26 protein-coding genes are annotated in these 24,766 nt (G+C 70.4%); 16 read left to right on the top strand and 10 right to left on the bottom strand.

Annotated features, from left to right (window positions below; translation table 11 throughout):
- The first annotated feature begins 24 nt into the window (after window positions 1-24).
- Window positions 25-741 carry a histone deacetylase gene (locus NB3_RS23775; RefSeq protein ID WP_244892047.1) on the top strand — a complete coding sequence of 239 codons (717 nt, stop codon included), beginning with the start codon at window positions 25-27 and terminating at the stop codon, window positions 739-741.
- Here NB3_RS23775 and NB3_RS23780 read toward each other — a convergent pair.
- The gene (locus tag NB3_RS23780) at window positions 736-2,007 is read right to left on the bottom strand and encodes a PucR family transcriptional regulator (RefSeq protein ID WP_067807623.1); all 1,272 of its coding nucleotides are present in this window, start codon (window positions 2,005-2,007) and stop codon (window positions 736-738) included. The two genes, NB3_RS23775 and NB3_RS23780, sit on opposite strands and share 6 nt — an antisense overlap.
- A 208-nt stretch (window positions 2,008-2,215) precedes the next feature.
- On the opposite strand from NB3_RS23780, the gene NB3_RS23785 reads away from it, so the two are divergent.
- Window positions 2,216-2,593: a hypothetical protein gene (locus tag NB3_RS23785; protein ID WP_067807628.1), complete on the top strand. Its 378-nt coding sequence runs from the start codon at window positions 2,216-2,218 to the stop codon at window positions 2,591-2,593.
- Window positions 2,594-2,615: 22 nt separating this feature from the next.
- Here the strand turns inward: NB3_RS23785 and NB3_RS23790 are convergent, their stop codons facing one another.
- Together NB3_RS23790 and NB3_RS23795 are read right to left on the bottom strand one after the other, a co-directional pair.
- Window positions 2,616-3,566 carry an FAD-dependent oxidoreductase gene (locus tag NB3_RS23790; RefSeq protein ID WP_067807632.1) on the bottom strand — a complete coding sequence of 317 codons (951 nt, stop codon included), beginning with the start codon at window positions 3,564-3,566 and terminating at the stop codon, window positions 2,616-2,618.
- A gap of 67 nt (window positions 3,567-3,633) precedes the next feature.
- Window positions 3,634-3,966: a hypothetical protein gene (locus tag NB3_RS23795; RefSeq protein ID WP_067807634.1), complete on the bottom strand. Its 333-nt coding sequence runs from the start codon at window positions 3,964-3,966 to the stop codon at window positions 3,634-3,636.
- 139 nt (window positions 3,967-4,105) lie between these two features.
- Between NB3_RS23795 and NB3_RS23800 the strand changes: the two genes are divergently transcribed.
- Complete coding sequence (locus NB3_RS23800; protein ID WP_067807637.1) at window positions 4,106-5,257, top strand: carboxylate-amine ligase; 1,152 nt, start codon at window positions 4,106-4,108, stop codon at window positions 5,255-5,257.
- Window positions 5,258-5,398: 141 nt separating this feature from the next.
- Here NB3_RS23800 and NB3_RS23805 read toward each other — a convergent pair whose 3' ends face one another.
- A complete protein-coding gene (locus NB3_RS23805; RefSeq protein WP_157111978.1) occupies window positions 5,399-5,824 on the bottom strand; it encodes an RskA family anti-sigma factor in 426 nt (141 codons plus the stop codon).
- A gap of 284 nt (window positions 5,825-6,108) precedes the next feature.
- Between NB3_RS23805 and NB3_RS23810 the strand changes: the two genes are divergently transcribed.
- The 6 genes from NB3_RS23810 to NB3_RS23835 all read left to right on the top strand — a co-directional run bounded on the left by NB3_RS23810 (window position 6,109) and on the right by NB3_RS23835 (window position 10,110).
- Window positions 6,109-6,657, top strand: a complete 549-nt coding sequence (locus tag NB3_RS23810) for a TerD family protein (RefSeq protein ID WP_067807643.1) — start codon at window positions 6,109-6,111, stop codon at window positions 6,655-6,657.
- Between the two features lie 168 nt (window positions 6,658-6,825).
- Complete coding sequence (locus tag NB3_RS23815) at window positions 6,826-7,242, top strand: phage holin family protein (RefSeq protein ID WP_067807646.1); 417 nt, start codon at window positions 6,826-6,828, stop codon at window positions 7,240-7,242.
- A complete protein-coding gene (locus tag NB3_RS23820) occupies window positions 7,239-7,634 on the top strand; it encodes a DUF3618 domain-containing protein (protein ID WP_067807652.1) in 396 nt (131 codons plus the stop codon). The genes NB3_RS23815 and NB3_RS23820 overlap by 4 nt, the downstream gene beginning before the upstream one ends.
- Window positions 7,631-7,888 (top strand): DUF4235 domain-containing protein, encoded by a 258-nt coding sequence (locus NB3_RS23825; RefSeq protein WP_067807656.1) that lies wholly within the window; start codon window positions 7,631-7,633, stop codon window positions 7,886-7,888. Before NB3_RS23820 ends, NB3_RS23825 begins: the two co-directional genes overlap by 4 nt.
- 382 nt (window positions 7,889-8,270) lie before the next feature.
- A complete protein-coding gene (locus tag NB3_RS23830; protein ID WP_067807659.1) occupies window positions 8,271-8,639 on the top strand; it encodes an STAS domain-containing protein in 369 nt (122 codons plus the stop codon).
- A gap of 118 nt (window positions 8,640-8,757) precedes the next feature.
- Window positions 8,758-10,110: a cytochrome P450 gene (locus tag NB3_RS23835; RefSeq protein ID WP_067807661.1), complete on the top strand. Its 1,353-nt coding sequence runs from the start codon at window positions 8,758-8,760 to the stop codon at window positions 10,108-10,110.
- Window positions 10,111-10,179: 69 nt separating this feature from the next.
- Here NB3_RS23835 and NB3_RS23840 read toward each other — a convergent pair whose 3' ends face one another.
- The 5 genes from NB3_RS23840 to NB3_RS23860 form a co-directional block, all read right to left on the bottom strand.
- Window positions 10,180-10,704 (bottom strand): DUF8020 domain-containing protein, encoded by a 525-nt coding sequence (locus NB3_RS23840; protein WP_067807663.1) that lies wholly within the window; start codon window positions 10,702-10,704, stop codon window positions 10,180-10,182.
- 170 nt (window positions 10,705-10,874) lie between these two features.
- Window positions 10,875-14,450, bottom strand: a complete 3,576-nt coding sequence (gene cobN, locus NB3_RS23845) for a cobaltochelatase subunit CobN (protein WP_067807666.1) — start codon at window positions 14,448-14,450, stop codon at window positions 10,875-10,877.
- A gap of 538 nt (window positions 14,451-14,988) precedes the next feature.
- The gene (locus tag NB3_RS23850; protein ID WP_067807669.1) at window positions 14,989-15,429 is read right to left on the bottom strand and encodes a nuclear transport factor 2 family protein; all 441 of its coding nucleotides are present in this window, start codon (window positions 15,427-15,429) and stop codon (window positions 14,989-14,991) included.
- 9 nt (window positions 15,430-15,438) lie between these two features.
- Entirely contained in the window at window positions 15,439-16,239 is an 801-nt protein-coding gene (locus tag NB3_RS23855; RefSeq protein WP_067807672.1) for an SAM-dependent methyltransferase, read from the bottom strand.
- A 148-nt stretch (window positions 16,240-16,387) separates the two neighbouring features.
- Window positions 16,388-17,461, bottom strand: a complete 1,074-nt coding sequence (locus NB3_RS23860) for a hypothetical protein (protein WP_244892048.1) — start codon at window positions 17,459-17,461, stop codon at window positions 16,388-16,390.
- Window positions 17,462-17,754: 293 nt separating this feature from the next.
- Between NB3_RS23860 and NB3_RS23865 the strand changes: the two genes are divergently transcribed.
- Both NB3_RS23865 and cobG read left to right on the top strand, forming a co-directional pair.
- Window positions 17,755-18,774, top strand: coding sequence for an alpha/beta hydrolase (locus NB3_RS23865; RefSeq protein WP_067807675.1), 1,020 nt, complete (start codon window positions 17,755-17,757; stop codon window positions 18,772-18,774).
- A gap of 26 nt (window positions 18,775-18,800) precedes the next feature.
- On the top strand, window positions 18,801-20,003 hold the full coding sequence (gene cobG, locus NB3_RS23870; protein WP_067807678.1) for a precorrin-3B synthase: 1,203 nt from the start codon (window positions 18,801-18,803) through the stop codon (window positions 20,001-20,003).
- Between the two features lie 13 nt (window positions 20,004-20,016).
- Here the strand turns inward: cobG and ddaH are convergent, their stop codons facing one another.
- Complete coding sequence (gene ddaH, locus NB3_RS23875) at window positions 20,017-20,862, bottom strand: dimethylargininase (protein WP_244892056.1); 846 nt, start codon at window positions 20,860-20,862, stop codon at window positions 20,017-20,019.
- A gap of 135 nt (window positions 20,863-20,997) precedes the next feature.
- Here ddaH and NB3_RS23880 point away from each other — a divergent pair, with 135 nt between their 5' ends.
- The 5 genes from NB3_RS23880 to NB3_RS23900 all read left to right on the top strand — a co-directional run bounded on the left by NB3_RS23880 (window position 20,998) and on the right by NB3_RS23900 (window position 24,744).
- On the top strand, window positions 20,998-21,435 hold the full coding sequence (locus tag NB3_RS23880) for an Lrp/AsnC family transcriptional regulator (protein WP_043726335.1): 438 nt from the start codon (window positions 20,998-21,000) through the stop codon (window positions 21,433-21,435).
- 101 nt (window positions 21,436-21,536) lie between these two features.
- Window positions 21,537-22,172 (top strand): precorrin-8X methylmutase, encoded by a 636-nt coding sequence (locus tag NB3_RS23885; protein WP_067807831.1) that lies wholly within the window; start codon window positions 21,537-21,539, stop codon window positions 22,170-22,172.
- Window positions 22,169-23,728 (top strand): precorrin-3B C(17)-methyltransferase, encoded by a 1,560-nt coding sequence (cobJ, locus tag NB3_RS23890; protein WP_067807684.1) that lies wholly within the window; start codon window positions 22,169-22,171, stop codon window positions 23,726-23,728. Before NB3_RS23885 ends, cobJ begins: the two co-directional genes overlap by 4 nt.
- 32 nt (window positions 23,729-23,760) lie before the next feature.
- Window positions 23,761-24,156 carry a hypothetical protein gene (locus NB3_RS23895; protein WP_067807687.1) on the top strand — a complete coding sequence of 132 codons (396 nt, stop codon included), beginning with the start codon at window positions 23,761-23,763 and terminating at the stop codon, window positions 24,154-24,156.
- A gap of 57 nt (window positions 24,157-24,213) precedes the next feature.
- Window positions 24,214-24,744, top strand: a complete 531-nt coding sequence (locus NB3_RS23900) for a PadR family transcriptional regulator (protein ID WP_067807690.1) — start codon at window positions 24,214-24,216, stop codon at window positions 24,742-24,744.
- The last annotated feature ends 22 nt before the right edge of the window (window positions 24,745-24,766 follow it).

Below are 24,766 nucleotides of genomic sequence, written 5' to 3' on the forward strand. Positions count from 1 at the left end.
CGCGAACGGCCGAGAATGTATGCCATGAGGGAGCGGCACACCGAAGGCACACGCGGCGCGGAGGCGCACCGCATGCGACCGGACGCGCGCCGGAACGCGGTTCCACGCACGGATCTGGTCTGGTACGCCGCGTACGGCTCGAATATGAGCCTGGCCAGGCTGCGCACCTATCTTCGCGGTGGCAGGCCCGACGGCGGAACGCTCACCCTGCCCGGCTGCCGCGACCACGCCGATCCGATCCGCTCGATGCCCCTCCTGCTGCGCGGCGTGCTGTATTTCGCCACCGAATCGCTGACCTGGACCGGTGGCCGCGCGTTCTACGATCCCCGCTGCCCCGGCGAGATGGCCGTGCACGCCCACCTGCTCACCGCCGCGCAGTTCTCCGACATCGTCGCGCAAGAGATGTACCGCCCTCCCGGAACGGCGGTGGACCTCCGCGAGGCGATCGCGCACGGCACGGCGACTCTCGGCCCAGGACGCTACGAAACAGTGGTCTGCGCCGGCACGCACGCCGGGTACCCGGTGCTCACCTTCACCGCCCCCTGGCGGTACCGCGACGTCCGTGGCAATCCGCCCGCCGCCGCGTACCTGCGGTATCTGGCGGCGGGTCTGCGCGCGGCACACGGCTGGTCCGCCCGGACGACCGCGGAGTATCTCGCCACTCGCCCCGGCGCCGACCGGCACTGGACCCCGGAGACGGTCCATGCCCTGCTCGGCGACGGCGAGTCGGCGCGCCTATGACGGGACCGCGGCCGCTCCCGGCCACGCGCCGATCGGGGCTCGGCCCTCGGAATCCCGGTAGCTGCGCGCGACCAGAGCCGCGCGCAGGTACCACACCCCGGACGCCTGGGCGGGGTCGAAACCGGTGAGCTGACCGATGCGCTTGAGCCGGTAGTCCACGGTGTTGGTGTGGATGTGCAGCGATCGCGCCGTGCGCTGCCGGTTCAGGTTCGTGCCGATATGGCGTTTGAGCGTCTCGAGTAGTTCGGGATGCTCGTCGAGTGGGTCCAGCAGGGTGCGCAGGGTTTCCAGTCCCGGTCCGGGCCTGGTGAGCTGATACTCCAGTGCGAGGTCGTCGAAGCGGAACAGCCCGCGGGTCCAGCGCAGCCGCTGCACCATGTCCAGCAGCTCGTGCGCGCGGTCGGCGGCCGTCGGCACCTCGACCGGGGTCGCGGCGATCACCGTCGCGACGATCGGCACCTGCGCGGCGCGGCCGAGGCCGTCCACCAGTTCGTCCAAGGCCTTGTCCTCCGGCGACGCGGACGGCAGCAGGATGGTGCCGCCGTCGACGCTCAGCAGCGACAACACCGTTTCGCCGCAGCGGGTGGCGAGTTCGGATTGCACCCTGCGCAGCTTCCGCCGCGCGACCACCGCACCGTCGAGATGCGGGTTGCGCTCCTCCGGGTGCGGCGGGATGGCCAGGGCGACAACGGAATACGAGTCGGCAATCTGGATTCCGCATTCGCGGGCCATGGTGAAGGTCGGGTGCCCGCCGAGCAGGGCAGAGGCGAGGGTGTGCGCGGCCGTGTGGTGCTCGCCGACCACGGCGCGCAACTCGGTCACGTAGGCCCGCGAGACGGTCGAGGTGATGGTGTCCAGGATCTCCAGCAGGCGGCGGCTGATCTCCTTGAGACTGTCGAAGTCCGCGGCGGTCGCGTTCGCGACGATGAGGTCGAAGCCGAGTTTGAATCCCTCGTGCACGGCGTGGTGGATGGTGTCGATCGGAATGCCCTCCCGCGCCCAGCCCGCGGCGGCGTTGCGCAGCAGGAGGGTCTTCTCCGGGATGTCGGTGCCGTCGAGCATGCTGACGGCCAGTTCGAGGCACAGGCGGGTGATGTTGGTGATGTCGCCGTTGAGCGCCTCACCGGGGAGCGTCCGGCAGTGCGCGACGGTCTCGATGAAATGACCGACCATCTTGCGCGACAGATTCCGCACATCCCGCAGTGAAGAACTGGCCGGGCGGCCCGACAGGGTCAGATCCGGGCCTGCCGAATCGGTGATGGACATGTGACTCCTTCCCTCCCCGATCGCGGAAAGTACCCAACGGTAACTTGACCGGGTCGGCGTGCCGAGGTTCGAGCCCTCGGTTGGGGACACCACCCGAACCGCGCCGGGCGCCGCTGTGAAGCCTCACAAGTCGTAATCGCGCGGTCGAATTCTTTCGATCCCCGTCGTAACGTCGGTGGCACCAGGGTCGCCGCGCGGAGGGAGGGCCATGAACATCGGCCCGCACGAGGAAAATCGGGACATCGCCGAAGTGTCCGCGAGATTCGATCGTGGCGACCATCGCGGCGGTCCCGACGCGTTGCTCAGAATGGGCTTGGAACTGGCCCTCGTCCTGGTCGACGCGGCCGAGGCCGCGGGAAATCTCGCCCTGGGCAGGTTCGAGCACGCGGCGACCCGATGCGCCCAGGCGGGCATCCCGATCGAAGCGGTGCACGCCGTCCTGCGCGACAGTGTCGACGCGGGCCTCGCCGTGCCCGCGACGGATATTCCCGGGCGGCGCCCGGCGCGCGAGCGGGTCGAGCCCGGCGTGCTGAGCGAATTCCTGGAGACGCTGAACTCGGTGGTGGCGCGCAGCTACGCCAACTGATCCGGACCGGATCGACGGCCGCTCACAGGGCGGCGACCAGCGCGGCGCTCTCCACCGCGCACCCGTGCCCGATGGTGACGCCGGAGCCGCCGTGGCCGTAGTTGTGGACGACGGGTACGCCGGGCAGCACCGCGGTGTCCAGTTCCACGCGCACTTCGCGGCGACCAGGGCGCAGGCCGACCACGGTGTCCAAGACCTCGCTGCCGGCGAGGCCGGGAACCAGGTCGCGGCAGCGCCGCAGGATCGATCGGGTGAGGCCGGGGTCCGGGGCGGTGTCCCACGCGCCGGTGTCCAGCGAACCGCCGAGAACGCAGTCGTCGGCGCGCGGATGGACGTAGGCGCGGCCGAGCGGATGCGCCTCGTCGCGGACCGACACCGACAGCCCGGGATTCGTCACCCGGACGATCTGCCCGCGGATCGGATACGCGTGCGGATCGCCGACCAGCTCGGCGGCGCGCAGACCGGCGCAGTTGACCACGACATCCGGCGACAGGTCCGCGAGATCGTCGAGCCGTCGCACGGTACGCAGCACGCGGCGCGCGCCCGCCGCGTCCACCTGCGCGCTCAGGAACGGCAAGTAGGTGGGCATCTCCACCAAGGGAACCTCGAAGCGGAAGCCGAATCCGTAGCCGGGAGGCAGATCCGCCGGATCGGCCTGCCGGAACGCGCGCACCGACCGCGACCACGCCGGAATCGATGGCCGCTCGCGATACAACGCCATGGACGCGCACATCCGCACCCCCGGCGCGCCGGCGGCAGCCAGCCCCGCCAAGTGCTCGAAGGTCGTCTCACTCCACGCCAGAACTCGATCGGCCGGGCCCGCGGCGGTCGGAAACCACACCGCGGCGGCCAGGAAGGACGTCGTCGCCGTGATCGGCTCGGCGCTGACCACCACGACCTCGTGCCGAGCCCGCAGCAATTCGGCCGCGGTGGACAGACCGGAGATGCCCGAGCCGAGGACGACGATCCGCATGGGGCGAGACTATCCAGCGACACCCGCCGCGCGCTGTTCCCGCAGCACCGCCCATGGGAGGTGCGGATCAGTCGGCCTCCTCCAGCGACGTGACACCGGTGGTCACGGCCACCACCGGCCACTGCGGCCCGGCACAGGCCGCGGCCACGGTGCTGCCCTCCGCGAAGCCGCCGCGGGTCTCCCCGGTCCCGGCCACGTCCACCCGGGGACCGGCCTCCTCGGCCGAGCCGACCAGCACGCAGTTCCAGGTCTCCGACGGCGGCGTGCTGCCCACCGCGATGGCGCCGTCCTCCCTGGTGTCCGCCGTCAGTGTTGGTTCCGCAGCGGCCACCCCAGCCCCGGCGGCGACGAGCGCGGCGAAACCCCCGGTCACGGCGAAACTTGCGGCGATCCGAAACATGTGACAACTCCTTCTCCCGCAGCCCCCTTGTCGTCCGCGTTGCCGTCCTCCGGCCGCTCAAACCACGCCGCACGCGGCTGGCTACCGATGGGCGATCCCTGCGGTGACTAGCTCGCCCGCCCATGGGTATTGCCGGTACATGGACGATGGGCGGCTGACCATCGGAGTGGAAGAGGAGTTCCTGCTGGTCGATCCGCGTACCGGCGAACCGCTGGCACGCAATGTCGAGGTGGCGCGCACCGCCGAGGACCTCGGCATCGACCTGCAACTGGAGCTCACCCGCTGTCAGGTGGAGACGAGCACCGCGGTCCACACCGATATCGAGGCACTGCACGGGCAGTTGCGCGAACTGCGCCGCGGCATCGCCGCCTGCGCCGAGCGCAACGACGCCCGTATGCTCGCGGTCGGCATCCCGCCCACCATCCCGCACGAGTTCCCGGTCACCGAGACCCCGCGCTACCAGCGCATCGAAGAGAACTTCGGCATGCTCGCCCACGAACAGGGGCTGTCGGGCTGTCACGTGCACATCGGCATCCCCGACATCGAGACCGCGATCCAGGTCAGCAATCACTTACGGCCCTGGCTGCCGCACCTGCTCGCGATGACCGCGAACTCGGCCATCTACCGCGGCACCGAGACCGGCTTCGCCAGCTGGCGCAGCATCCTGTGGCGCCGCTGGCCCAGCGCGGGACCACCGCCGTACTTCGAATCCGCGCGTCACTACGAGGCCATGGTCGCGATGATGCTCAACAGCGGCAGCATCCTGGACAAGCAGATGGTCTATTGGGATGTCCGTCCCTCCGTTTCGTTCCCGACCGTCGAGATCCGGGTGAGCGACATTCCGGCCACCGTCGAGGAGACCGCGCTCTTGGCCGCGCTGGTGCGCGCCATCGTCGTCATGGCGGAGAGATCGCTCGCGGCGGGCCGCGCCGCGCCGCAGGTGTCCGCCGAAATGCTGCGGGCGGCGTACTGGAAAGCAGCACGTTCCGGTCTGACCGGCGACGGTGTCGATCCCCGTGACGGAACGGTGGCGCCCGTGCCCGACCTGCTGGTCCGGCTGATCGACCACGCCGCGCCCGCGCTGGAGGAAGCGGGCGACCGCCGCTTCGTCGACGAGGCGTTCGCCCGCCTGCTCGCGCGCGGCAACGGCGCGCACCGGCAGATCGCGGCGCTGCGGGCACGCGGGGAGATCGGCGACGTCGTCGAGGAGGTGGCGCGCGCGACCCTCCAAGGCTGCGACCAGCCGGGCAATTCGCCCGCCACACCGGCGACCGGAGCACCGCTCAACTGAGTCCGCCGGTGGCCGTGCGCCGCGATCACCCGCGGCGACACCGTTCAATCCGGGCAGGGGCGACCGCGTCGACCGTGATCCCGACCGTAGCGAGTCGGTCCGAAACGGGCACGGTCATGGTCCCGCGACTCGGCAGGTCGGTCACCCGGGATCGCGCGCCCGGTCCACCCACGGTCCGGCCGAGCGTAACCGGCGCCGGGGGCGCGATAAGCTCGGCCACCCGCGCGGCACACGCACGGCCCCGATGGCCACCCGCGCGAGGCGGCGCAGGCCGGACCTCTCGCTCGGCGCACCGCGACCGCGCCGAGGTTCCGGAGCCGAGTCGTCGATCGCCCGCAAGATCTTCCACTCGAGCGTAGGGGGTGGATTCACCGCGGCGGTCGCGCTGAGCGCCGCCAGCGTCTCCCGGATCCGACGCACGACCGCCGTGAACGCCGCAGCGGTCCCGGAATCGGCTATATCGAGCCGGTTTTCGATGCGCCTGCGCTCGATCTGGGCCACCGCGTCCATCGCGTACGGGTACGCCAGATCGACCAGATCCACCCGGCACGGCCGTGTACCGGTCATCGCCGGTCACCTGCTCCGACCGGCCGCTCCGGGCGCGGTCGCGCCGCGGCTTCGGGGCGCGCACGGACCGGGGACTCCCCGAGCGTGCGACCGTGCGTGGATCGACCTGCATGGCGGTCTCGGCGCACCTGCTCTGTGCCAACCCGCATGCCTTGACTTCGCGGCGCTGCGTCGCGCGGATTGGATTCTCGCCATATTCGACGCGAAGACGGGTACGCTGCTCGTCCGCCGAAGTCGTTTCGATGGTCCCGGCCTGTTCGCCGTCCGATGCGGAGGAGACACCGATGCGCACCGAACTCCGTGACGAGCGTGGCGTTCCGCTCGAGCATGTCACCGTGGCGCTCGGCTGGGATCCGGCCGGGCGTTCGCGCTTCTTCGGCCGTCGCGAGGAGATCGATCTCAACGTCGCGGCCCTGCTCTTCGCCGTGGACCGGCTCGTCGATGTCGTCTACCACGAGCAGCTCAGCTCGACCGACGGGGCCGTCCGCCTGCACGGCGACAGCATGACCGGAGAAGGCGCCGGTGACGACGAGATCATCGCCGTCGACCTGTCCCGCATCTCCGCGCAGGTGACGACCGTGCTGTTCCTGATCACCTGCTACACCGGCCAGACGTTCGAGCGGATCGCGAACGCGTACTGCCGGGTGATCGACACCGTCGCGGGCACCCAGCTCGCCCGCCACGAGCTGACCGGTGGCGGCTCGCACACCGGCTTGGTGCTCGGCCGAGTGCGCCGCACCGACGGCGCGTGGCATTTCCAGGACATCGGCGCGGGCTTGCCAGCCAGGCACCCGGTCGACGCGATTCCGCATATCGGCCCCTACCTCGACTGACCCCGTAGCGATTCCGCCTGCACCGCAACGGTTTCCGATACGTCGCGAGCCTCCGAGCCCGTTTCGGCGATGCCGAGTGCCGCGCCGACGCGGGCCACCGCGTCCGATTGGAATCCGGACGCGCGGGTAGTCGCCGGGCAGGAGGTGTGACATGCCGAAGGAGGTCTCATGACCGAGACGACACAGGTTCGCCCGCCCGCGAACTCGCGGTCGGTCTCCGAGCTGGTCGAGGACGCCACCACCCAGCTGTCCCGGCTCATCCGTGACGAACTGCAGCTCGCCCGCGTCGAGATGCGGGAGAAGGGCAAGCGATTCGGCCTCGGAGCCGGCTTGGCGGGTGTGGCGGCGCTACTGGCGTTCTACGGCGGGGCGGCGTTGGTCGCCGCGGCGGTGCTCGGGCTCACCGAGGTGCTGCCGGGCTGGGCGTCCGCGCTGATCGTCGCCGGCGCGCTGCTGGTGGTCGCGGCGGTGCTCGGACTGGCCGGGAAGAAGAGCGTGGAGGAGGCGAATCCGCCGATCCCGCGCGAGGCGGTCGAGGGCGTGCGCGAGGACATCGAGGTGATCAAGGACAGGAGGCGGGGATGAGTGACAGCCGACCCGGGGCCGGAGGACCCACCGACGACGTCGCGGCGCTGCGACGCGACCGCGATCAGGCCAGGGCGGATCTCGGCCGGACGGTCGAGGAGCTCGGCCACAAGCTCGACGTGCCAGCGCGCGGCAAGGAGAAGGCGCAGGAGGCCGTAGCGGCGACCCAGCACGCGGCGTCCGAGGCGGCGCTCGCCGTCGCGGACAAGGCCGAGCAGGCCAGGACGGGCGCGGCGGACCTCGCCCACCGAGCGGTGGCGGCCACACCCGAGCCGGTGGCCGAACGCGGCAGGCAGGCCAGTGGCGCACTGCGCGCCTACCCGATCCCCGCGGCCATCGGCGCGGGGGTGCTCGCGGCCCTGGTGTGGCAGATCGTGCGGAGGCGGCGATGAAGACGCTGTACAAACCACTCGGCCTGCTGATCAGCGTGCTGGGCGGTCTCGCGGCGAACGCCGTGTTCACCAAGGTGTGGAAGCAGATCACCGGCGAACGGCAGGCTCCGTCGTCGACCGCGCCGGATCATTCCTGGCGCGAGGTGCTGTTCGCCGCGGCATTGCAGGGGGCCGTCTTCGGCCTGGTGAAGGCCGCGATCGACCGCGCGGGCGCGACGGGCTACGAATCGCTCACCGGCACCTGGCCGGAATAGGGCCACTGCGGAGGCGGCGTCCCGACGCTGCTGGAAACAGCGCCGCCGTGACTCGAGGTTGCTCGGGTCACGGCGGTTCTTCTGTGCGCCCGCGCACAGCCGTGTCGTGACGACGCACACGTCCGCCGGGCGAGCATCGAATCCGGAGCCCGTCGCCATCGCTGTTTCCCGACCAGCGCGACGGCCCCGCCCGGCCGCGCGATACCGCGCGGTCCGCGGGGCTACCCGACGCTCAGTGTGATTACCCCCGGCCGCGATGGGGTAAGTTGGCCGCGGAATGCTCGCTCTCTGCGCCACTACCCGGTGCGCACGAGACGCGAACCGGAGCGGAGGTCGACGTGGCGTACTGCCGAGGACGCGTCGCCGGCACGGGAGGTGGATTGTGAGTTCCGAAAGCGCGCCCCGAGCGCTGGAGGTCGAGGTGCGGTCGGCGGACGACACGGTGGTCGTCAGTGTGCACGGCGAGATAGACATGGCGTCGGCGCCCCGCTTGCAATCGGCGCTCGACGAGGCGCTGCGCGACGCGCCGGGCGCGGTCGTGGTGGACATGACGAACGTCGGTTTCCTCGGCTCCGCAGGGCTGAGCGTCCTGCTGGCCGCCTCGGAGGCCACCGGCTCCGGTGGCCTGCGGGTCGTGCCAAGCGACGCCGCGCGCAGGCCGATCGAGGTGACCGCGCTGGACCGATTGCTCACGGTGTTCGATTCCGTCGAGGACGCGCTCGCGGTCAACGAGACCCAAGCGCCGAACTGAGCCTCCCCGGCGCCGCATCGGCGCCGCTCGGCCCCCGCCGCGGTTTCGACCCCGCGTCGCCGGGTATGTGACCGGTCGTCGGCACCGTGTCGACCTGTGCGCACCGGGAGGAGGCCGTATGGCAGAAAACCGCGAACACCGATTGGTGGGCGTGCCCGCGGTGGCGGCGTTGGCGGATCTCGGATTCGCCTCGGTCGCCTCGGGCGTCATCGCACGGCGCCGGCCGATGCTTGGCCTGCTGGAACGCACCGGAGCCGACGCCAGGGCGATCGAGCGGGTGCGGCAACTGCGGCGGGAGTTCGGCGCGGGACCGGTCGAACTCGTGGTGCCGGGCCGCCGGATCGTGGTCGTTCTCGATCCGCATGACGTAGGACGGGTGCTGGCCGACGCGCCGATGCCGTTCAGCCCGGCCAATCGGGAGAAGCGCGCCGCGCTGCGCCAGTTCCAGCCGCACGGTGTGCTGCTGTCGGAGGGACCGATCCGCGACCAGCGCCGCGCGGTGAACGAGGCGGCGCTGGATTCGGCCGAGCCGCTGCATCGCCTGGCCGGGCCGTTCGCCGAGGCGATCGCGGAGGAGGCGCGCGAGATCATCCTGTCCGCCCTGCACCGCGGCCACCTGGACGCGCGGCAGTTCACCACGCGCTGGTGGCGGCTGGTGCGGCGGATCGTGCTCGGCGAGCGCGGACGCGACGACACCGTGCTCACCGACGAACTGTCCCGGCTGCGCTCGGCGGGCAACTGGTCTTTCCTGGCCCCCGCGCACCGCAGGCAGCGCGACCAGTTCACCAATCGGCTGTATCGCCACGTGGAGTCCGCTCCAGCGGACAGTCTCGCCGGGGCGCTGGCCGCGGTTCCCGCGGGCGGGGCCACCGATCCGGTCGGGCAGATACCGCACTGGCTGTTCGCCTTCGACGCGGCGGGCATCGCGCTGAGCCGGGCGCTGGCGGTGCTGAGCACCCATCCCGAGCACCAGGCCCGCGCGCTCGCCGACGCCGTCGATCCGGAGCGGGTCGACCTGCGCGGCTATCTGCGCGCCTGCGTGCTCGAGTCGGTCCGGCTGTGGCCGACCACCCCCATCCTGCTGCGCGACATCACCGCCGACACCGAGTGGCGCGAGGGCGATGAGCGCTTCACCATCGCGGCGGGCGCCGCGCTGATGATCGCGGTCCCGGCGTTCCACCGGGACGCCGACCTGCTGCCGTTCGCCGACCAGTTCGTCCCGGAGATCTGGCTGGACGGCCGCGCGGAGCGATACCCCCAGCTCGTGCCGTTCAGCGCGGGCCCCGCCGACTGCCCCGGCCGCAATCTGGTGCTGTTCGTCACCAGCACCCTGCTGGCACACCTGCTGACCTCGGCCGACTTCCGGTTGCGGTCAACGCCGCGCCCCAACCCGGACGCTCCCCTGCCGGTGACGCTGAACAATTTCGGACTCGACTTCACAGTCGAGCCGTGCATGACCCAGGCGGGCTAGGAACCCTTGTCGAATCGGCCGCGCTCGACGCTGAGCACGGCCGATCCCCCGATACCGGTCGGTCCCGCGTTACCGGACGGCGCCCGCGGCGGCGCCGATGAGACCGCCGACCACGCAGCCCGGGAAGACCCCCACGACGAAGAAGACCAGGCCGATCAGCGCCCCGATCGCGCAGCCGATCGCCAGTCCGCCCAATGTGGTCGTCGCGTCACCGATGAACTGCGGCGCGCCGGGTTCCGGGACGGCGGCCCCCACCGGCGTCAAGGTCAGCGTCGTGCCGGTCGCGTCGATATCGGGCGCCACCTCGACCTGCTGGCCGAAGACGGACTGCACGGCCGTCGGCACGGACGCCACGAGCGATCCGTCGGATCCGAGCACCGCGATGCTTCCGTGCGGCGTGACCGTGAACGAGCCTGCGGTGAGCGTGACCGCGGCGCTCGACCGGTCCGGCGCGACGGTCGCGGTGTAGCCGATCTCGTTGCCGTCGCTCACCGCGGCGCCATCGATGTCCGCTTGCCCGTACGCGGTCGCCGCGGTCACGCCGGTGGCGGCAATGGTCAGCAGCGTGGTCGCAACCAATTTCCTGAACGTCATGAGCCTTCCCATCCTCAGCAGAATCGATCTGTCGTTACCTGGGTACAGCCGTGAAACACTAGCGATTATAGACGTTGCGCATCACCGGTTCGGACAGTTGGCGATGTCCGAAATGTCCTGCGCACCAGTGTTTTTCGTGACGAATCCGGAAAATGCGATGACCGCGGACGCTACTCCAGCTCCCCTTCGGTCTCCAGATAGACCTGCCGCAGCCGATCGAGCGTGCCGGATTCGGGGTGTTCCCACAGCTTCCGCTCCGCCGCCTCCAGCAGCCGTTCGGCGATCCCGTGCAGCGCCCAAGGATTGGACTGCTCCATGAATTTTCGGTTCACCTCGTCGAAAACGTAGCTCTCCGACAGCTTTTCGTACATCCAGTCGGCCACCACGTTGGTGGTGGCGTCGTAGCCGAACAGATAGTCCACGGTCGCGGCCATTTCGAACGCGCCCTTGTAGCCGTGCCTGCGCATCGCTTCGAGCCAGCGGGGGTTCACCACCCTGGCCCGGAACACCCGCGCCGTCTCCTCCGACAGCGTCCGGGTGCGCACCGCGTCCGGGCGCGTGCTGTCGCCGATGTAGGCCTCCGGATTCCTGCCCGTGAGCGCGCGCACCGTGGCGACCATGCCGCCGTGGAACTGGAAATAGTCGTCGGAGTCGGCGATGTCGTGCTCGCGGGTGTCGGTGTTCTTGGCCGCCACGGCGATCCGGCGATACGCGCCGCGCATGTCCTCCGCTGCGGGCGCGCCGTCGAGATCGCGCCCGTAGGCGTAGCCGCCCCAGGTGGTGTAGACCTCGGCGAGATCGTCGTCGGTGCGCCAGCTCTTCGCATCGATCAGCTGCAGCAGGCCCGCCCCATAGGTGCCGGGCTTGGAGCCGAAGATCCGGGTGGTGGCGCGCCGCTGGTCACCGTGCTCGGCGAGATCGGCCCGAGCGTGCGCGCGGACGTAGTTCGACTCGTCGGGCTCGTCCAGGTCGGCGACCAGGCGCACCGCGTCGTCGAGCAGAGCGAGCACGTGCGGGAAGGCGTCGCGGAAGAACCCGCTGATGCGCACCGTGACATCGATGCGGGGACGGCCGAGTTCCGCGAGCGAGATGACGTCGAGCGCGCGGACGCGGCGGCTGGCCTCGTCCCAGACCGGCCGGACGCCGAGCAGCGCGAGCACTTCGGCGATGTCGTCGCCGGACGTGCGCATCGCGGAAGTGCCCCAGATCGACAGGCCCACCGACCGCGGGAATTCGCCGTGGTCGGCGCGGTAGCGCTCCAGCAGGGATTCCGCCATGGCCTGCCCGGTCTCCCAGGCCAGCCGGGACGGCACGGCTTTGGGATCGACCGAGTAGAAGTTGCGTCCGGTCGGCAGCACGTTGATCAGACCGCGCAACGGCGACCCGCTCGGACCGGCCGGGATGAACCCCCCGTCCAGCGCGTGCAGCACGCGGTCGATCTCCACGCCGGTCTGCCGCAGCCGCGGCACCACTTCCGTGGCCGCGAACCGCAGCACCAGCCGCACCTGCGGGTCGTCGGTGATGCCGTCGACCGCCTCCGGTGACCAGTCCGCCGCTTGCAAGGCCGCGACCAGGGCGCGGGCGCGAGCCTCGACGGCGTCCACACGCTCCCGCGCCTCGCCTCCCGACTCGTCGAGCCCGAGGGCTTCGCGCAGGCCGGGCACGGTGCGCTCGCCGCCCCACAACTGACGGGCGCGGAGCATGGCCAGCACCAGGTCGAGTTCGCTCTCCCCTGCCGGGGCTGTGCCGAGCACGTGCAGACCGTCGCGGATCTGCACGTCCTTGATCTCGCACAGCCAGCCGTCGACATGCAGCAGCATGTCGTCGAAGGATTCCTCGTCGGGACGCTCGGTGAGGCCGAGGTCGTGGTCCATCTTGGCGGCGCGCATCAACGTCCAGATCTGCTGGCGGATGGCGGGCAGCTTGGCCGGGTCGAGGGCCGAGATATTGGCGTGCTCGTCGAGCAACTGCTCCAGCCGCGAGATGTCGCCGTAGGTCTCGGCGCGCGCCATCGGCGGGATCAGATGGTCGACCAGGGTGGCGTGCGCGCGGCGCTTGGCCTGGGTGCCCTCGCCGGGGTCGTTCACCAGGAACGGGTAGATCAGCGGCAGGTCGCCGAGTGCGGCATCGGTGCCGCAGGAGGCCGACATGCCCAGTGTCTTACCCGGCAGCCACTCCAGGTTCCCGTGTTTGCCCAGATGCACCATCGCGTCGGCGCCGAAACCGTCGGGCGCGCTGAGCCAACGGTAGGCGGCCAGATAGTGGTGGCTGGGCGGCAGGTCGGGATCGTGATAGATGGCGACGGGATTCGCCCCGAAACCGCGCGGCGGCTGCACCATGAGCACGACATTGCCGAAACGCAACGCGGCGATGACGATCTCACCGTCCGGGTCGGCGGAGCGGTCGACGTACAGCTCGCCCGGCGGCGGGCCCCACGCGTCGACGACGGCGTCGCGCAGGTCGGCGGGCAGGGTGTCGAACCAAGCGGTGTAGGTCGCCGCGCCGATGCGGATCGGGTTGCCCTCCAGCTGCTCGGCGGTCAGCCAGTCGGGGTCTTGGCCTCCGGCGGCGATGAGGGCGTGGATCAGCGCGTCCCCGTCCTGTTCGTCCAGGCCGGGGATCTCGCCGGGCGCGCCGAGATCGTAACCGGCGGCGCGCATTTCGGTGAGCAGGCGAATCGCGCTGGCCGGGGTGTCGAGGCCGACGGCGTTGCCGATGCGGGCGTGCTTGGTGGGGTAGGCCGACAGCATGACGGCGACGCGCTTGCGTTCGGCGGGAATGTGACGCAGCCGTGCGTAGCGCGTCGCGATGCCCGCGACCCGTGCGGCGCGCTCGGCGTCGGGGACGTAGGTGGACAGGCCGTCGGCGTCGAATTCCTTGAACGAGAAGGGCACCGTGATGATCCGCCCGTCGAATTCCGGCACCGCGACCTGGGTGGCGACGTCCAGCGGTGACAGGCCGTCGTCGTTGGCCTCCCATTGGGCGCGCCCGGTGGTCAGGCACAGCCCTTGCAGGATGGGCACGTCCAGGTCGGCGAGCGCGCCGACATCCCACGCCTCGTCCTCGCCACCGGCGGACGCGGTGGCCGGTTTGGTGCCGCCCGCGGCCAGCACCGTCACCACCAGCGCGTCGGCGCGGCGCAGGGTTTCCAGCAACTCGGGTTCGGCGGTGCGCAGCGACGCGCAGTACAGCGGCAGCGCCTGCGCGCCCGCCCGTTCGATCGCGGCGCACAGTGCGTCGACGTAGGCGGTGTTGCCCGCCAGATGCTGGGCACGGTAGTAGATCACCGCCACGGTGGGCCCATCGGCACGCTCGGCCGCGACCCGATCCAATTCACCCCAGCTGGGCAGCTGAATCGGCGGCTCGAAGCCGTTGCCGGTCAGCAGCACGGTGTCGGACAGGAAATTGTGCAGCTGACGCAGGTTCTCCGGGCCACCGGCGGCCAGGTAGTTGTGCGCGTCGGCCGCGACGCCGCCGGGGACGGTGGAGCATTCCATCAGCTCGGCGTCCGGGGCGATCTCGCCGCCGAGCGCGACGAGCGGGATTCCGCTGGCCCGCAGCGCCTCCAGCCCCTCCTCCCAGGCCCGCTTGCCGCCGAGGACGCGCACGATCACCAGGTCGGCGCCGTCGAGCAAGGCGGGCAGGTCGTCGACCAGGAGACGAGCCGGGTTTCCCCACCGGTAGTCGGCGCCGCTGGCGCGGGCGCTGAGCAGATCGGTGTCGGACGTGGACAACAGCACAATCACGGGTGACAGCCTTCCTCGGGTGACGCGCCCATCGGGGGTTCGCTGCTCGCCGGGGAGGGTCTGGCTTTCCACAGTGGCGCGACCGCACCGGAGTTTCACCGGTTTCCTCGTCGTCCGCCGAGCACGCCGATGCTACCTGCCGTCCGCATCGGTCTCGTCCGCGCGCCCCGGCCGCCCGGCCGCAGGGCGGTCGCTCGCGCGGGCCGCCGAGAAGTCGTCCACCAAGCCGTGCGCAATCCGCCGGGGTGATCGGTTCGAGGCCGACCAGCCTGGCGAGGACGACCGGGCCGACGAGCTGGTCAGCGCGAACGTCACGTCCGGGTCACCCAGCTGGGCTCGCACCTCCGATCGCCGAAGAGCTGGTCGAACGGCTTACGGTACTGCTCGATGAGCCGGCGGCGCAGCGATGTGAAGTCCGGGCCTGCCCCTGATTCCCTGCGCTCGCCGGTGGCCGGCCACGCCGGCGTGGAGACCTGCAAGGGCGCCCCGTCGACAACCGCGGCCTGCCTGCTGAGCAGTTCGATCGGCCGTCGCCGGATCAGACCAGGTCGGCGTTCCCGTCGATCACCTTCAGGTGGTAGTGGAACCGGTTGACCCGCCACCCCTGCGCGGTGCGCTCGACCCCGAGGGAGTAGCTGCCGACGAACGTGCGCGTCTTGCCCTCGGTCGCGGCGTTCTTGACGTGCACCGCGATGGCGTCGGCGTGCACGCGCGCCGTGTCGCCGTCCAGATCGATGAGATGGTTGCCCGACTGGTGGTGCACCCCGTCGAGGTCCGAAAGCCCGGTGCGCCAGTCCGCGATGATGTCGGCCGCGGCACGCTCGCCGACCGGCCCGCCGAACCCGCCGTCGAAATCGACGGTTTCGGTGAACACCTCCGCCGACAAATCCGCCCAGCGCTTCTGGTCGGTGTACACGAACATCTTGGTGATCACATCGACGATGGCGAGCCGGTCGGCGAGAGTGGCGATTTCGGACATGCGCCGACCTTAGTCGGCGCGCGCGTCCCGCGCCTTGCGGACCACCCCGCCGAGCAGCACCAGCGCGGTTTCCGGCAGGTCGTCGCCCAGCCACTGCTGCAGGGGAACCACACCGGGCTCGATCATCTCGAACCCCTCGAAGAACGACTCGACCACGGCCGCGGACCGATAGACCACCTGGGCCGAGGATTTCGCGGTATCCGACGACGACTGGCTGATGAAATCCGGATCGCTGTCGTCGGAGCCGTGCGTGAACGCCAGATAGCTGCCCGGAGCCATGACCTCCCGCAGCCGAGCGATTATCCGGGCGGGACCTTCGTCGTCCATCACGAAGTGCAGGACGCCGACGAGCGTGATCGCGACCGGCTCCGCGAAGTCGATCGCACCCCCGCTGATCAGCCGCTCGATGATGTCGTCCGGACGGCGAACGTCACCGAGCATCGCCGTCACGCCGTCGGCGTGCGCCAGCAGGGCGTTGCAGTGCGCGTAGACGACCGGGTCGAAATCGACGTAGACCACGCGCGCCGACGCATCGACCTTGTGGGCGACCTCGTGCACATTCGGTGAGGTCGGGATACCAGCGCCGAGATCGATGAACTGCCGGATCCCCGCCTCGGCGGCCGACTGGACCGCCCGCACCAGGAATTGGCGGCTGAACCACGCCAGGGTCTTGGTATCCGGGGCGATGGACAGCATGCGGTGCGCGACCGCCCGATCCACCTCGTAGTTGTCCTTGCCGCCGAGGAGATAGTCGTAGACCCGGGCGGAGTTCGGCAGGTTCGGATCGACGCCCCGCGGTGCTCGCTCCATGCCGGACACCGTACCTCCCGATCGCCCCGACCAGGATCCTAACAAACAGTCGCGCACCATCGCCTCGATTCCCGGCCGCGCGACAGCGCCGGCGTATCGAATGACGTTGCCAGAAGCTCACTTTGAGGCAGCATCCGCACGCACGGGCTCAGGCGCAGGGCGTCCCGCCCGCCGCGAGCACCCGCGCCCGCGCCATGAGCTCGTCCGCCACCGGTCGAGGACGGCGGCCCAAACCGCATGCGCAGGCGACGCCGTCCACCGGGCGGCCCAGCGCTTCCTCGATCACCCGCAACGTCTGCGACTGCTGGGCCTCGGTGGGCACGTCGTGCACGAACCCCGCGTAGAAATTCGTGCCCGGGTCGAGGGCCAGGTCCGCCAACGGCGCATAGAACTCGGCATTCTCCGCCGGGGGCACATCGCCCGCCGCGAGCGGGCCGTGCACGTATTCCAGCACCCGCCCCCGCGGCCAGTGCCGGACGACGGAATTGGCCAGATCGACCAGCGGCCGGGTATCGCGCAATCGGCCGCGTGCCTTGTTGCGCAGACTACCGAGGCACAAGTGCACTCCGAAGCGGGTGCCCTCGGGAGCGGCCGCGGCCAGCGCTGCGATCCCCTCTCCCAGTCCGAGCGCCCGATCGGCCAGCCGGTGCAACGGCTGCGCCTTCGCCATCAGCACCAGTTCCGCGGTGGCTTCCAGCTGCACGACCACATCGTCGCCGGCCAGCTCGCGGATGGCCGCGATGTCCCGCACGGTGGCGTCGAGGAAAGCGCGGCGATGCCGTCGCACGCCCGCGGCGCCCATGGCGATGAACGTCAGCGTGAAAGCGGTCGGCATACCGATTTGCAATGCGAGGCCGGGCATCTCGCGCTCCGCGCGCAGCGCGCGGAAGATCGGCAGCGCCTCCTTCGCCTCCGCGAGATAGCCGAGACGCATGGTCTCGGTCGGTAATTCGGCGCCCCGAGCGACGCGATGGATCGTCCGTTCCTGGCTCGAGCGCCACGTCCCCTGCTTCTTCACGGCCAGAACCCCTTGGCCGACCAGGTCTTCGATGATCGGCTGGATGTAGAACTCGTAGCGCCTGGTCTCCCCGGTCGGCAAGGTACGCAATCGCGTTCCCGCGCCGTCCAGCATCGCCCGCATCGCGATGTCCGTGCTCTCGGCCGGAAAACTCCCGACGAAGTGCACCGTTCGCGTACCCGCCCCTTGTCCCGTCGCACCCACGTTCCCGCGCTCCTTGTCCATCGCGCCGTCCCGGACATCCGCCGTCCCGAAGCGGTATCGGGCGCGGCCGGGCGCACGCGTGCGGCATCAACTATGCGATAGCCACGGATCATTGTGCGCGGTACGGCCGTTCGCCAGTCAACAGGCGAAGATCGGAGCACACGACCGATCGCGAAACTGTGACTCGCACGCTGAATTCAGTTGATGGAAAAGGAGTTACGGATGTCACACGCAACCGCGGCTGGCGCCGAGAGGTATTGCGCCCGGCGATGTGTGCGCATAGCCTGCGTCGCGTGCGAACCCCGCTACGGTCGATCGCCGCGTCCGCGGCCGCGATCCTTCTCTGCCTGACCCCGAGCACCGCCCACGCCGAGGACAGCGTGCCCGGTCGTTGCGTATCGGTCGCCATCCCCGTTCCGCTCGGCGAGATGGCCGGTTCCTTGTGCACTCCCACGGCGCGCGCCACCGACACCGTCATGGTGCTGATCGCGGGGTCCAACTACAACGCCACCTATTGGGATTTCCCCTACGCGCCGGAGACCTACAGCTTCCGGCGAGCGATGAACGCCGCGGGCATCGCGACGCTGGTGGTCGACCGGCTCGGCAACGGCGCGAGCACCCGCCCGCCGAGCACACAGGTGACGGCGACGGTCTCCGCCCGCGCCCTGCACGACATCGTCGGGTCCCTGCGCGCGGGTCTGGCGGGCGCGCCTCCGTTCGGCAAGGTCATCACCGGAGGCCATTCGCTCAGCTCGGGCATCGACGTCCTGGAGGCGACCACGTACCAGGACGTCGACGGCGTCCTGCTCACCGGTTTCTCACACGCGCTCAACGTGTCCGAGGTGCTCGGCGTCATCTCCACCTACCACCAGGCCGCCGAGGATCCGCGATTCGCCGGGCGCGGGTACGACGCGGGCTATCTCGCGACGCGGCCCGGTACCCGCGCCGCCAGTTTCTTCGCACCGGAGACGGCCGACCCCGAGGTTCTCGCGGTGGACGAGGCGAACACGGAGGTCTTCTCGCCGACCGAGTATCCCGACGGCTTGACCTCCACCCTTCCGCCGATGACCAATTTCATCGACGTCCCGGTCCTGGTCGTCAACGGCAGTCTGGACCGGCTGTCCTGCGGCCCGGCGTACGCCGTCTGCGCGGATGCCGAGACACTGCGCGCCACCGAAGCGCCGTTCTTCGGCCCTGCGGCGCGACTGCGCACCTTCGTGCTGCCCGGCAGCGGGCATTCGGTCAACCTGGCCCGCAACACCGCCGAATACCGGGCCGCCGTCGTCGACTGGGTGCGATCGATCGGGCAGTGACCGGCCGTCCGTAGGCTGGAGTCGCTATGACACGAGGTGCTGCTGATTCCTGTCCGGGCGTGCTGCGGCTGCACGAGGCGGCCGACGGGCCGCTGGCCCGGGTCCGCGTGCCCGGCGGACGCCTGGAGCCCGCCCAGTTGCAGGCGCTGGCCGAGGCCGCGCGTGACCTGGCGGACGGCGCCATCGAACTCACTTCGCGCGGCAACGTCCAACTGCGCCGGGTGCGCGACGCGGAAGCGATGAGCGACCGGCTCGCGGAAGCGGGTCTGCTGCCGAGCGCCACGCACGAACGGGTGCGCAACATCATCGCCTCACCGCTGTCCGGCCGGATCGGCGGCCGGGCCGACGTGCACCCGCTGGTTCCCGCGCTGGACACCGGCCTGCTCGCCGCGTCGCGGCTGGCCGGGTTGCCCGGCCGGGTGCTGTTCGCCCTCGACGACGGACGCGGCGACGTCAGCGGGCTCGGCCCCGACATCGGCGTGCACGCGGTCGGAGCGGACGAGTTCGCGCTGCTGCTGGCGGGCGGCGACAGCGGCCTGCGGCTGTCGGCCGCCGACGCTGTGGACGTCATGCTGGCCGCCGCGCACGAATTCCTGGACCTGCGCGGCGACGACCCCGGCCGGTGGCGGCTGCACGAGATCGAACACGGAGCCGAACGCGTCGTCGATCGCCTCGGCCTGTCTCCTGGCGCCGAAAGACTCGAATTCTCGGCGGCACCGGATATTCCGATCGGCTGGCTGGAACAGGACGACGGATCGGTCGCCCTTGGCGTCGGTGTGCGACTCGGCTCCCTGCCCGCCCGCACCGCCGAATTCGTCGCCGCGGTCGAACGACCGGTCTTCCTCACACCGTGGCGCAGCCTGGTGATCACCGACCTGACGGAGTGGACCGCCGAACAGGTGGTGCGCGTGCTCGCGCCGATGGGCTCGATCTTCGACGCCGACTCGCCGTGGCTGCTGGTCAGCGCCTGCGCCGGGCAGCCGGGCTGCGCGAAGTCGCACACCGACGTCCGAACCGACGCGGCGGACGCCGTCGGTTCTGGCCGCGTCCGGCCGGGACCGGCCGATCCGCTCGATCCACCGCCGACGACATCCGCGGCGGAGGTCGCGGTGGCCGGGCGCCAGCACTGGTCCGGATGCGATCGCCGCTGTGGTCGTCCCCGCGGCGAAGTCACCGATATCGTCGCGACCGGCGAAGGATATGCCGTCCGGCCGCCCCGCCTACCCTGACGTCCCGGTCAAGTCACCTGCCGTGGATCTCGAGGGTGCAGCATTTGACTGAGCCACCGGCTTTGAGCAGTTCGGACATCTCGATCCCCACCGGATGGTAGCCACGAGTGCGCAGAGCCGCGCTCAGGTCGGTGGCCGCGCTGCTGAGGAAGACGTTCGATCCGTCGCAGACCCCGTTCAATCCGAGCACCGCCGCGTCCGCGTCGGTGGCCACGATCGCGTCGGGATACAGCTCCGCCAGCACCGCGCGCGCCGCGGGGCTGAAGGCGGGCGGGTAGTAGGCGATGGTGTCTGCGCCCAGTGGAAGCAGCACCGTGTCCAAGTGGTAGAAGCGCGGATCGACCAGTTCCAGCGACACCACGGGTAATCCGAAGTGGCGCGACACCTCCTCGTGCGCGGCGCGTGAGCTGCGGAAGCCCGTTCCGGCCAGGAGCCGGTCGCCGACCAGGAGGAAGTCGCCTTCGCCTTCGTTGCATTCCTCGGCCGCCACCAGGTTCGGCAGGCCGGCACCGGCGAACCAGGCGTGATAGGCAGGGCCCTCCGCGGCGCGCTCGGAATGCGTGAAACGAGCCGACATGGCGCGGTCGCCGATGATCAGCCCGCCGTTGGCGGCGAACACCATGTCGGGCAGGCCCGCGACACCGGGCACCACCTCCACGGTGTGCCCGTATTCGATGTAGGTGGCGCGCAATCGATCCCACTGCTCGACGGCCAGCGCGCGGTCGACGGGCTCGGCGGGATTCATCCAGGGATTGATGGAGTAGGTGACGTCGAAGTGGTCGGGACGGCACATCACGAACCGGCGCGGCGACGAACGGCGGGCGGCGGATTCCAGGGGGAGGGTGGCTACAGACGTCAACGGAACTCCCGGCAGCTAGTGAACTTGCGGCTGCCACGACGGTAAGTCGCATAGCATTGCGCCTGAAATGACGATTCGTTGCGCGTTTCAACGGAAAACGGGCGAATTGTTGCGCGAACTTCGGGAAGGTGTGACGTGGACGACCTCGACCGGCGGATTCTCGAGCAGTTGCTGAAGAACGCGCGCGCTTCGTTCCAGGAGATCGGCGGCGTGGTGGGATTGTCCGCGCCCGCGGTGAAACGACGAGTCGACCGGCTGGTCGCGGGCAAGCAGATCACCGGGTTCACCGCGCTGGTCAATCCGGCCGCGCTGGGCTGGAAGACGGAGGCGTACGTCGAGGTCTACTACCGCGACAACATCTCCCCGGCCGAACTCAAACGAAGTCTGGAACCGATACCGCAGGTGGTCGGCGTCTGGACGATCGCGGGCGAGGCCGACGCGCTGGTGCACGTGATGGCCACCGACATGGCCGAGATCGAGGTGACCGTGGAACGGATCAGGGAGAACGCGCGAGTCGGGCGCACCCGCAGTGCCATCGTCATGTCCCGGATTCTCGAGCGTCCGCGGACCTGATCCGGCGGCGCCGTCCCCTCGATGTGCTGCCGCCCGACGCGGGATGCGCGGCGCCCGACCCGGACCGATCTGTCCGGACCCGCACCCATATGGTGGACCGCATGTCCGACGTACGTACCAGCTATCTGACCGACGGGGCCGAGATCTACCGTCGCTCGTTCGCGACGATCCGCGCCGAGGCCGATCTGAGCGGATTCCCGCCGGACGTGGCGCAGGTGGTGGTGCGGATGATCCACGGTTGCGGTCAGGTGGATCTCGCCGCGGACATCGCCTTCTCCCCCGGCGTCGTCGCCTCGGCGCGGGCGGCGCTGCGCGCGGGCGCGCCGATTCTCTGTGACGCCACCATGGTCGCCTCCGGCGTGACCAGGAAACGACTGCCCGCCGACAACGAGGTGCTGTGCACCCTCGCCGACCCGCGCGTGCCGGAGCTGGCCGTGGCGCGGGGCACCACCCGCTCCGCGGCCGCCCTCGAACTGTGGCGCGACCGTCTGGACGGCGCCGTCGTCGCGATCGGCAACGCCCCGACGGCGCTGTTCCATCTGCTCGACCTGCTCGACGCGGGAGCGCCACGGCCCGCCGCCGTGCTCGGCATACCGGTCGGCTTCGTCGGCGCGGCCGAATCGAAGGACGCGCTGATCGAGTTCGGCGGCGTCGAATACCTCACCGTGCGCGGCAGGCGCGGCGGCAGCGCCATCACCGCGTCGGCGCTGAACGCGATTGCGAGCGAACAGGAATGAGCACTCCGGGCAAGCTCTGGGGCGTCGGACTCGGTCCCGGCGATCCCGAATTGGTGACCGTCAAAGCGGCCAACGTGATCGGCGCGGCCGATGTGATCGCCTTCCACAGCGCGCGCCACGGCCGCAGCATCTCCCGCCGTATCGCGGCGCCGTACATGCGCCCCGGCCAACTGGAGGAGCATCTGGTCTACCCGGTGACCACCGAGACCACCGACCATCCCGGCGGCTACCAAGGGGCGATCGACGAGTTCTACGAACAGGCCGCCGAGCGGCTGGCCGAGCACCTCGCCGCGGGCCGCTCGGTGGCGCTGCTCGCCGCGGGCGACCCGCTGTTCTACAGCTCGTACATGCACATGCACCGGCGGCTCGCCGACCGGTTCGAAGCCGAGATCATCCCGGGCATCACCTCGGTGAGCGCGGCGTCGGCGGCGCTGGGCACGCCGCTGGTCGAAGGCGAGCAGGTGCTCACCGTGCTGCCCGGCACCATGCCGGTCGACGAGCTCACCCGGCGGCTGCGCACCACCGACGCCGCCGCGATCATGAAACTGGGACGCACCTATCCCGGTGTGCGCCAAGCCCTCACGGACTCCGGCCGACTCTCCGGCGCGTACTACGTCGAGCGCGCGAGCAGCGCCGAACAGCGCGTGCTGCACGCGAGCGCGGTGGACGACGCCGAGGTGCCCTACTTCGCCATCACCCTCGTACCGGGTCCCGAGCCGACCACGCCGCTGCCCCGCCTGGACGCCGACACCATCGGCGACCGCGAGGCGGATACGACCGAGCGGGTCGGTGAGGTCGTGGTGGTGGGGCTCGGCCCCGGCGCACCCGAGTGGACCACCGACGAGGTGCGCGCGACGCTGGCCGAGGCCACCGATCTGGTGGGCTACACCACCTACCTGAACCGGGTGCCGGAACGCCCAGGCCAGCGTCGTCATGCCAGCGACAACCGGGTCGAGTCCGAGCGCGCGGCCATGGCCCTGGATCTGGCCAAGCGGGGCGCGCGGGTCGCGGTCGTCTCCTCGGGAGATCCGGGGGTCTTCGCGATGGCGGCGGCGGTGCTGGAGGAAGCCGCCGACCCGCAGTGGCGCGAGGTGCCCGTGCGGGTGCTGCCCGGTCTCACCGCGGCCAATGCGGTGGCGAGCCGGGCGGGTGCACCGCTCGGGCACGACTACGCGATGATCTCGCTCTCCGATCGGCTCAAGCCGTGGGAGGTGGTGGCGCAACGCCTTTCCGCCGTCGCGGCGGCCGACATGGCGATCGCGATCTACAATCCGGCGTCCTCCCAACGCACCTGGCAGGTCAGCGCGATGCGGGATCTGCTGCTGGAGCATCGCAAGCCCGACACGCCCGTCGTCATCGGCCGCGACGTCGGCGGGCCCACCGAATCGGTCCGGGTGGTGCCGCTCGGCGACCTCGACCCGGCGGAGGTGGACATGCGCACGCTGCTGATCATCGGCGCGTCCACCACCACGGCGCTGGAAACCCCTGCGGGCACCCGGGTCTACACCTCACGCCGGTACGGTCGCGCGCGCGACGCGGCCCTCGACGGCGCGTAGGATCGCCTGACGCACCGAAGATCGGAGGGACCTTGGCCGCGACATTGTCGGAGCTGACGCTGCGCGCCCGCGCCTTGGAGGCCAGGGCCACCGCGAGCGAACAGGCACTCGACGAGCAGGGCGAGGTCCTCAACGAACTCGCGGCGCTGACCAGGAAGGCACTCGACGGCATCGGCCGCATCGACCGGCGCGCGGAATCCATCGACCACGCCGTCGGCGAGCTGCACCGCGACGTCGGAGACCTGCGCGAGAATGTGGGTGAACTCACCCGCAGGGTCACCGTGCTCGAACAAGGGCAGGTCCGCCTGGAACAGGGGCAGGCCGCGCTCGCCCGCGGCCAGCAACAGCTCGAACAAGGACAGGCACGGCTGGAGCAGGGAATGGCGCAGGTGCTCGCCCGGCTCGACAAGTTGACCGGCGACGCCTGACCCGCCCCGTTCAGGTAACATTCCACTATGGAATGTTGAGAGCGAAGGGAGCAGTCGTTGACCGATACCGCGACCAAGCGCAAGCCACTCAACTCGACAGCGGCGTCGTTGCTCGGATTTCTGCACGAAGGCGCCATGTCGGGGTGGGATCTGGTGACCGAGGCGCAGGACCGCATCGGCGATTTCTGGACCATCACGCAGAGCCAGGTCTACCGGGAACTCGCCGCGATGGACGCGGCGGGACTCGTCGAAAAGGGCGAGACCGGAGCCAGGGAACGCACCCCCTACCACATCACGGAGGCGGGCCGGGAAGCGTTCTTGGAGTGGATCGCCCGCGATCCGGGTGGCGAGACCATCCGGGTGCCGTTGCTGCTCACGCTCTCCTTCGGCGAGCATCTCGATCGCGATCGCCTCGACGGCATCATCGCCGCGAACCGGGAGATCCATCAGGCCCGGCTCACCCGGTATCTCGCCGAGGACCCGGAGGGCAAGTCCGCGTTCGCCCGCGCCACTTTGGATTTCGGGATTCGCTACGAACGTACGGTGCTGGACTGGTTCGATCATCTGCCGGAACTTCTCGGCAGCTGATCCCTCCCGCCGGCGGCGGCCA

This window comes from Nocardia beijingensis NBRC 16342 (assembly GCF_001612785.1).
Lineage (GTDB): Bacteria > Actinomycetota > Actinomycetes > Mycobacteriales > Mycobacteriaceae > Nocardia > Nocardia beijingensis.

What these genes read in the sequence shown, in the direction of transcription:
- NB3_RS23775 (WP_244892047.1), top strand. Translation starts at nt 25, where the DNA reads ATGAGGGAGCGGCACACCGAAGGCACACGCGGCGCGGAGGCGCACCGC.
- NB3_RS23780 (WP_067807623.1), bottom strand. Translation starts at nt 2,007, where the DNA reads ATGTCCATCACCGATTCGGCAGGCCCGGATCTGACCCTGTCGGGCCGC.
- NB3_RS23785 (WP_067807628.1), top strand. Translation starts at nt 2,216, where the DNA reads ATGAACATCGGCCCGCACGAGGAAAATCGGGACATCGCCGAAGTGTCC.
- NB3_RS23790 (WP_067807632.1), bottom strand. Translation starts at nt 3,566, where the DNA reads ATGCGGATCGTCGTCCTCGGCTCGGGCATCTCCGGTCTGTCCACCGCG.
- NB3_RS23795 (WP_067807634.1), bottom strand. Translation starts at nt 3,966, where the DNA reads ATGTTTCGGATCGCCGCAAGTTTCGCCGTGACCGGGGGTTTCGCCGCG.
- NB3_RS23800 (WP_067807637.1), top strand. Translation starts at nt 4,106, where the DNA reads ATGGACGATGGGCGGCTGACCATCGGAGTGGAAGAGGAGTTCCTGCTG.
- NB3_RS23805 (WP_157111978.1), bottom strand. Translation starts at nt 5,824, where the DNA reads ATGACCGGTACACGGCCGTGCCGGGTGGATCTGGTCGATCTGGCGTAC.
- NB3_RS23810 (WP_067807643.1), top strand. Translation starts at nt 6,109, where the DNA reads ATGCGCACCGAACTCCGTGACGAGCGTGGCGTTCCGCTCGAGCATGTC.
- NB3_RS23815 (WP_067807646.1), top strand. Translation starts at nt 6,826, where the DNA reads ATGACCGAGACGACACAGGTTCGCCCGCCCGCGAACTCGCGGTCGGTC.
- NB3_RS23820 (WP_067807652.1), top strand. Translation starts at nt 7,239, where the DNA reads ATGAGTGACAGCCGACCCGGGGCCGGAGGACCCACCGACGACGTCGCG.
- NB3_RS23825 (WP_067807656.1), top strand. Translation starts at nt 7,631, where the DNA reads ATGAAGACGCTGTACAAACCACTCGGCCTGCTGATCAGCGTGCTGGGC.
- NB3_RS23835 (WP_067807661.1), top strand. Translation starts at nt 8,758, where the DNA reads ATGGCAGAAAACCGCGAACACCGATTGGTGGGCGTGCCCGCGGTGGCG.
- NB3_RS23840 (WP_067807663.1), bottom strand. Translation starts at nt 10,704, where the DNA reads ATGACGTTCAGGAAATTGGTTGCGACCACGCTGCTGACCATTGCCGCC.
- NB3_RS23850 (WP_067807669.1), bottom strand. Translation starts at nt 15,429, where the DNA reads ATGTCCGAAATCGCCACTCTCGCCGACCGGCTCGCCATCGTCGATGTG.
- NB3_RS23855 (WP_067807672.1), bottom strand. Translation starts at nt 16,239, where the DNA reads ATGGAGCGAGCACCGCGGGGCGTCGATCCGAACCTGCCGAACTCCGCC.
- cobG (WP_067807678.1), top strand. Translation starts at nt 18,801, where the DNA reads ATGACACGAGGTGCTGCTGATTCCTGTCCGGGCGTGCTGCGGCTGCAC.
- NB3_RS23885 (WP_067807831.1), top strand. Translation starts at nt 21,537, where the DNA reads ATGTCCGACGTACGTACCAGCTATCTGACCGACGGGGCCGAGATCTAC.
- cobJ (WP_067807684.1), top strand. Translation starts at nt 22,169, where the DNA reads ATGAGCACTCCGGGCAAGCTCTGGGGCGTCGGACTCGGTCCCGGCGAT.